The sequence below is a fragment of the Mycobacterium sp. genome, assembly GCF_039583805.1.
Classification (GTDB): domain Bacteria; phylum Actinomycetota; class Actinomycetes; order Mycobacteriales; family Mycobacteriaceae; genus Mycobacterium.
This window is the reverse complement of the sequence record NZ_JAVKSH010000143.1, coordinates 1-6,889: the sequence shown is the minus strand read 5'-3', so window position 1 is coordinate 6,889 and position 6,889 is coordinate 1. Positions and strand designations below refer to the sequence as shown.

The window sequence follows — 6,889 nt, the reverse complement described above, 5'->3', positions numbered from 1 at the left end:
GACGACGACGACGACCAAAACGACGAACCGTAACCGCCTGCTAGCCCGCGGGGCCGATGAACCTCAGCAGGAGCTCGGCAACCCGATCCGGTCGATCGAGTTGCAGGAAATGTCCGGCGTGCTCGACGACGGCCACGTCACTGCCCGCAGGCAGCACCTTGTCCGTCCAGTGCGCGAAAGCCGCTGTGGCGCAGCCATCTTCGCGGCCGTGCAGGTAGAGGCTCGGCAGTTTCGGCGCCGACGTCCAGTGCCGGTGCAACTCCGCGTACCGCGCCGGCGGACGGCTGTTGCGGATGGTCGCCCGGTAGGGTCCGAGCGCGGCGCGCCAGCTCTCCGGGGTACCGATCGCAGCGTCGACATGGCGCAGGTCCTCCTCGGCATCGTAGTCGGGAGACCATCGTCGCCACAGCCGCGGCAGCACCCAGGACGCGGAACGCTCAGGCAGCCATGGTAATTGGAAGTACAGGATGTACCAGCTGCGCAGCAGTTGACGCGGCAGCACGCCGAGCAACCGGCCCCGGTCGGCAACCCGTCCCAGCGGGCGGAACGCCGCAGCAGGCGGCACCGACATGATCACCGCTTTGGCGAAAGGACTTTCGGGCAGCGCAGCCAACCCGGTTGCCGCGATCGCCCCCCAATCATGGCCGATCACCACGTCGCGATCACTGCCACCAACCGCCGAACGCACCCGCAACGCGTCGTCCATCAGCGCACCGATGTGATAGCTGCCGTCCGACGGGATAGCCGACGGCGCGTAACCGCGCATGAACGGCGCCACTACCCGCCAGCCCGCCTCGGCCAGCCGCGGCCCCACCATCCGCCAGCTGTACGCGGTGTCGGGAAATCCGTGCAGGCACAGCGCGATCGGGCCGTCGGGCGGACCCCAGGTCAGTGCCTTCAACTCCACCTCGGGAGCGTGTACGTCGATCCAGCGCGATCCAGTCATCATCCGACCCTTCTCGTCCCGGAGGGCTCGACACCCGCAAACTGCAGCGCGACGAGTATGCCGCGAGCCCGCAACCGCACCCGAACCGCCCCGCCGATCAGAGCGCGTCGAAACCGGACACCAACCACTGCCCGCCGACTTTGTCCAGCGTCACCCGCACACTCGAAGTTCCGCCGACGGTCGGCGAGCCGGGGATCGTGACGGCCTGGTCGACGAACACCAGCACAACGGCGTGATTCCCGGTGGCCGTCACCGACGCGGCCGCGGGAACGTGAGCGATCGCGGTGACCTCGCGGTCTTTCGCATTGGGCACCAGGACGTCCCGGGTCGCCTGGGTGTAGCTGTCGCGGAAGCGGCCGGTCAATCGAGCCCGCACCGCCTCCACGTCCTTCTCGGCGGTGTCCGGCCGGAAGGACAGCAGAGCGATCGTGGAATCCTTTGCTGCCGTGACGGATTGGATACGGGCGATGTCGTCGTCGCGGGCCGCGGAGTCATGCCACTTCAGCAAGCCGGCAGCCGACGCAAGCAGGAAGGCAACTCCCGGCAGAAGCCCGTAGACGAGCACGGAGAACCAGTCGACAGGTGCAGCCTCACGGCCCAGGCCGCCGCGTGCTCGGGTCATGACACGAAATCGACCTTGGCGATCTTCGCGCCGTCACCCGTCTTCTGGACGGTTATTCGCATCCGCCACTGCTGCGGTTGCCGCTCGGGCCCAGCCGATTTCGCCGACGTCACCGCCACCGCCACCAGCACCTGCCCCGCGTCGCCGGCCTGCGTCTCCAACCCGGCCTCGAGGACCGTTCCCACGGATTTCGAATGTGACTGCCGGACGCTGTCGACGAACGCCCGGGACCGCCGGGAGAAGCTGACCCGGAACGCGCCGGTCGCCGAGTCCAGGATCCGCTGCGCGTCGGCGTCGGCATGCTCATCGTCGACGGTGCTGAGGTCGACGGCCGCCTGCCGCGCCGCTTGCACGAACAGATCGCGCGTGGCCGCGAACTCGTGGGACTCGTAGGCACGAAAGCCCAGCCAGCCGACCAGTGCCGCCAGTACCACAATCACGGCCGAGACGGCGATCAGCGCGTCCCGGCTCACCGGCCTCGCTCGCTTGGTCGACGCGCCGGTGTCGACCCTGCTCTCCCGATCCGCCGCATGCGATTCCACCGCGTCCACCGCAGACCCCGCTTGCGCCGCGTCATCTGCCATGCCCTGCTCCGGCTCGGAGCCGCCGGATGGGCCGGACGGGGCGGATGGGCCGGATGGAGTAGTGGAATTCGGCACCTGACTTATTCTAATGTCTCCCCATGGCGGTACCCGCCCAGAACCAGACCCCGGTCAAGTTGTGGGCGAACTCGGCGGACTCGCACTTCATCGAGCCCGACGACCTGTGGCGGTCCCGCCTACCCGCACGGCTTGCCGATCTGGTGCCGCGGACGGAAAAGGATCCGGACGGACGCTGGGAGACCATCCATGTCGACGGGCAGACTTTTCGCCGCCGGCTGCCGAGCCTCGCCCAGCAAGAGTTCATGCGGACCACCGTGGCCGCCGCCGGGTCGCGGGACGTCGGCAAGCGACTGGCCGACCTCGACAACGAGGGCATCTTCTCCGAACTGGTGTTCCCGTCGCTGGGGATGTGGTCGAGCTCGTTCCGGACGCCGGAACTGTTGCGCGAGGCCATGCGGGCATCCAACGACTGGGCCAAACAGACGATCCTGGATTTCTCGCCGCGGCTGATCCCCACCGCGCAGGTGTCCACACTGGACGTCGGCGACGCTGTCGGCGAGCTGGAACGCTGCGCCGCGCTCGGGTTCAAGGCGGTGTTCTTGCCGGTGACACCGCATCCGGCGCAGCGCGACTACAACCACGACGAATGGGAGCCGTTCTGGGCCGCCGCCGAAGACACCGGCATGGTCATCGCCTTCCACATCGGCACGGAGCCAATCGATTTCGCTGGTGGCGGCGCGATCGGGGTCAGCCACCACGGTCCCGGTGGCGCCGTGCTGAACTACACCGAGACGTCGTTCGGCGGCCAGCGGGCGGTGACCAAGCTGGTCGCCTGCGGCGCCTTGGACCGTCATCCGGCGCTGAAGGTGCTGGTGGCCGAGGGCGGCGCGACATGGGTTCCGTTCATCGCCGACCGCATGGAAGAGGGCTACCGACAGCACGCAATGGTGGTGCGGCCCAAGCTTGGCCGCAGCCCGCGGGAGATCATCTACTCCCAGGTGTACGCGTCGTTTCAGCATGACGCCTCTGCGGTTGCCGTGGCCGCGGCGATGGGTTACCGAAATGTGCTGTGGGGCAGCGATTATCCGCACATCGAAGGCACCTTCGGACACACCCAGCAGACGCTGCATCGACTGTTCGACGACGTCGCGCCGGACATCAGGGACCGCGTGCTGGTCGGCACCTTCGCCGAGTTGTTCCCGGATGCGCCGGTCCCGCCGGCGATACCGTAAGGTCACACCCCGTGACGACCACGCCGCACACCGTGAAGTATCCGGGTGCCGGCGGCATCACCCTGATTGCCGACGAATGGAACCCGGGCCCGGATACGCCGGCAGGCCGGCCGGCGATACTCATGCTGCACGGCGGCGGCCAGAACCGCTTCTCCTGGAAGAACACCGGCCAGATCCTGGCCGACGAGGGATTCCGCGTGGTGGCGCTCGACACTCGCGGGCACGGCGACAGCGATCGTTCACCCACGGCCGACTACGCCATCGAGACGTTGACCGAAGACGTCCTGCGCGTACTGGACACGATCGGCCGAACGGCGGTGGTGATCGGGGCCAGCATGGGCGGGCTGACCGGCATCCTCGTCGCCGACCGGGCCGGCCCCGAACGAGTCACCCGGCTGGTGCTGGTGGATGTGGTGCCACGGTTCGAGAAAAACGGCAGCGCGCGCATCCGCGATTTCATGTTCGCCCACGCGGACGGCTTCGACTCGCTGGAGGAGGCGGCAGACGCGGTCGCCGCGTACCTGCCGTATCGCCGCAAGCCGCGCAGCCCGGAGGGGTTGACGAAGAACCTGCGGCTGCGCGACGGGCGGTGGTACTGGCATTGGGACCCGGCGTTTTTGACCAAGCCTGCCGACGACCCGCAGCTGCGGACCGAGATGCTGGAGCAGGCGGCCATCAACCTAACGATCCCGATCCTGTTGATCCGCGGCAAGCTGTCCGACGTGGTCAGCACCGAGGGCGTCCAGGATTTCCTGGCGAAGGTGCCCACCGCGGAGTTCGTCGAACTGCCGGGGGCCGGGCACACCGCGGCGGGCGACGACAACGACGCGTTCAGCGACGTCGTGGTCGAATTCGTCGGCCGCTGAGCTACGGCGCCGCCTTCTCGTCGTGCCCGCCGAACTGCTTGCGCATCGCCGACAGCGCCTGGTCGGCGAACAGGTCAAGGCGCCGCGAGGCGAAGCGGGAGTACAGCGCCGACGTCAGCACCGGCGCGGGCACACCCTCGTCGATCGCCGCAATGGAGGTCCAGCGTCCTTCGCCGGAGTCGGAGACCCGGCCGGCGAAATCGGACAGGTCGGGTGATTGGCGCAACGCGCCCGCGGTCAGATCCAGCAGCCAGGAGCCGATCACGCTGCCCCGGCGCCACACCTCGGCGACCTCGGGAATGTCGATGTCGTACCGATAGAACTCGGGGTTCTCCAGCGGCGCCGTCTCGGCGTCGCCGTCCTGCTCGCGGGTGCCGACGTCGGCGTTGCGCAGGATGTTCAACCCCTCGGCGAGCGACGCCATCATCCCGTACTCGATGCCGTTGTGCACCATCTTGACGAAGTGCCCCGCCCCGACGGCTCCGCAATGCAGGTACCCCTTCTCGGCCTGGGTGACCTCGCCGTCCCGACCCGGCGTGCGCGGGGCCGCGTCGACTCCGGGTGCGACGCTGGCGAAGATCGGCTCCGCGTGCGCGAACGCGTCGTCGTCGCCGCCGATCATCAGGCAGTAGCCGCGCTCCCGGCCCCACACGCCGCCGCTGGTCCCGCAGTCCAGCAGGTGAATCCCGTTCTCGGCCAACATCTTCGCGTGCACAAGGTCGTCGCGGTAGTAGGAGTTGCCGCCGTCGATCATGATGTCGCCGGCCTGCAGCGTCTTCGCCAGGTCCGCGACCACCGCGGTGGTGATGTCCCCGGCCGGCACCATCACCCAGACCACCCGCGGAATTGCCAGCTTTTCGGCCAACTCCGCCGGCGACGACACCCCGGTCGTCCTGTCCTCACCGGCCATCGCCGTGACCGCGTCGGGATTGTGGTCGTAGACCACGCAGTCGTGTCCGTCATTGGTCAGGCGGCGCACGATGTTGGCACCCATCCGGCCCAAACCGATCATCCCCAGCTGCATGTCGTCGCGTTCTCCTCAGTGTGATGTGGTGGTGCCCGGCACCCATGGCTGCTGCCAACCGCGGTGGCCGCGCAGCAATGCCGCCGCTGCCTTCGGCCCCCAGGAACCGGGTTCGTAGGGATGGACCTCGCCGGGGGCGTCGAGCAGCGGCTGCACGATCCGCCACGTCTCCTCGATGCTGTCCTCCCGTGCGAACAGCTGGCGATCGCCCGTCAACCCGGCGTGCAGCAGCCGCTCGTAGGGCCGGATCGGTTCGCCCAGATCCGCAGCGAACGACGAGTCCAGGTGCACGTCACGCCACGAGTCGCCCTCGACGGCGGCCAGTTGCAGACGCATGCCGGGATCGGGATCGACGCGCAGCACGATCTGGTTCGGATCGACCCGGGTGGGTTTGGGCAGAAACGCCAGCGCCGGGGTGCGACGCAGGAACAACCGCACCTCGGTCACCTTCTCCGGAAGCGCCTTGCCTGCCCGCAGGAAGATCGGCACCCCCGCCCAGCGCCAGTTGTCGATCTCCAGGCGCATCGCGACGAAGGTAGCCGTCTGGGAGTCTGCGGCCACCCCGTCGATGTCGGTGTAGCCCGTGTACTGCCCCCGCACGTAGCGCGCCGGGTCCAGCGCCGGCATCGCGCGGAACACCTCGGCCTTTTTGTCGTTGAGGTCGTCGGCGCTCGGGCCGGCGGGCGGCTCCATGGCGACCAGTGCCAGCACCTGCAGCAGATGGTTCTGCACCACGTCGCGCAACGCGCCCACGACGTCGTAAAACCTGCCCCGGTCCTCCACCCCGAAATTCTCCGCCATGGTGATGTGCATCTCGGAGACACTGTGACGGTCCCACAACTCGGCCAGCGCCAGGTTGGCGAACCGCAGGTACTCCAGCTCCACGATGGGCTGTTTGCCCAGGAAGTGATCCACCCGCAGGATCTGCTCCTCGTCGAGCACGGCATGCAGGCGCGAATTGAGCTCCCGCGCCGAGGCCAGGTCGTGGCCGAACGGCTTCTCCACCGCCACCCGGGCCCGCTCCAGCAGGCCGGCTCTGCCCAGGTTCTCGACGATCGGCGCGAACAGCGACGGCGGCATCTCCAGGTAGTACAGCGGCCGGCGCCCCGATCCGATCGTGTCGGCCAGTTCGGTGTATAGGGCGCTGTCGGTGACGTCGCCGTGCAGGTAGCACAACCGGTCCGCCAGCCGGTCGAACACCGTGTCGTCGAGCGGCTCACCGGTCGCGATGATCGACTCCCGCGCCCGCTTGACCAGCTGCTCAACGGTGATGTCATCGATGGCCACGCCCACGATCGGGCAATCCAGCAGGTTGCGGCGCTCCAGTCGGTACAGCGCGCGAAAGGTCATCTTGCGGGCCAGATCTCCGGTGATTCCGAAGATCACCAGAACATCCGAGGGGCTCGCACCGCGTTCGGCCAATCCGGGACCTCCACGACAACTCGACGACATCAATTCGGACGGCAGTGCGTGTAACGCGACATGTGACTCGCCCCCGCGGCGGCCAGGTCCCACCCTAGACACCGCCGTCGGGCCCGACAACCGTCCGGCGCGTTGTGGGTAACCGGCCGGCCGGTCAGCCATACACGGCGACTAA

At 68.2% G+C, this 6,889-nt stretch carries 7 protein-coding genes; 2 read left to right on the top strand and 5 right to left on the bottom strand.

Annotated features, from left to right (window positions below):
• Window positions 1–40 precede the first annotated feature (40 nt).
• From ABDW21_RS15630 to ABDW21_RS15620, 3 genes are all read right to left on the bottom strand, one after another.
• Window positions 41–946, bottom strand: a complete 906-nt coding sequence (locus tag ABDW21_RS15630; protein ID WP_343602815.1) for an alpha/beta fold hydrolase — start codon at window positions 944–946, stop codon at window positions 41–43.
• 97 nt (window positions 947–1,043) lie between these two features.
• Window positions 1,044–1,568 (bottom strand): hypothetical protein, encoded by a 525-nt coding sequence (locus ABDW21_RS15625; RefSeq protein WP_343602814.1) that lies wholly within the window; start codon window positions 1,566–1,568, stop codon window positions 1,044–1,046.
• Window positions 1,565–2,152 carry a mammalian cell entry protein gene (locus ABDW21_RS15620; protein ID WP_343602813.1) on the bottom strand — a complete coding sequence of 196 codons (588 nt, stop codon included), beginning with the start codon at window positions 2,150–2,152 and terminating at the stop codon, window positions 1,565–1,567. Before ABDW21_RS15620 ends, ABDW21_RS15625 begins: the two co-directional genes overlap by 4 nt.
• 98 nt (window positions 2,153–2,250) lie before the next feature.
• On the opposite strand from ABDW21_RS15620, the gene ABDW21_RS15615 reads away from it, so the two are divergent.
• Window positions 2,251–3,402 (top strand): amidohydrolase family protein, encoded by a 1,152-nt coding sequence (locus tag ABDW21_RS15615; RefSeq protein WP_343710692.1) that lies wholly within the window; start codon window positions 2,251–2,253, stop codon window positions 3,400–3,402.
• Window positions 3,403–3,413: 11 nt separating this feature from the next.
• Window positions 3,414–4,268 (top strand): alpha/beta hydrolase, encoded by an 855-nt coding sequence (locus ABDW21_RS15610; RefSeq protein ID WP_343602810.1) that lies wholly within the window; start codon window positions 3,414–3,416, stop codon window positions 4,266–4,268.
• A gap of 1 nt (window position 4,269) precedes the next feature.
• On the opposite strand, the gene gnd is transcribed toward ABDW21_RS15610, so the two are convergent.
• Both gnd and ABDW21_RS15600 read right to left on the bottom strand, forming a co-directional pair.
• On the bottom strand, window positions 4,270–5,292 hold the full coding sequence (gene gnd / locus ABDW21_RS15605; protein WP_343710691.1) for a phosphogluconate dehydrogenase (NAD(+)-dependent, decarboxylating): 1,023 nt from the start codon (window positions 5,290–5,292) through the stop codon (window positions 4,270–4,272).
• Between the two features lie 15 nt (window positions 5,293–5,307).
• Window positions 5,308–6,744, bottom strand: a complete 1,437-nt coding sequence (locus ABDW21_RS15600; RefSeq protein ID WP_343710690.1) for a glucose-6-phosphate dehydrogenase — start codon at window positions 6,742–6,744, stop codon at window positions 5,308–5,310.
• Between the last annotated feature and the right edge of the window lie 145 nt (window positions 6,745–6,889).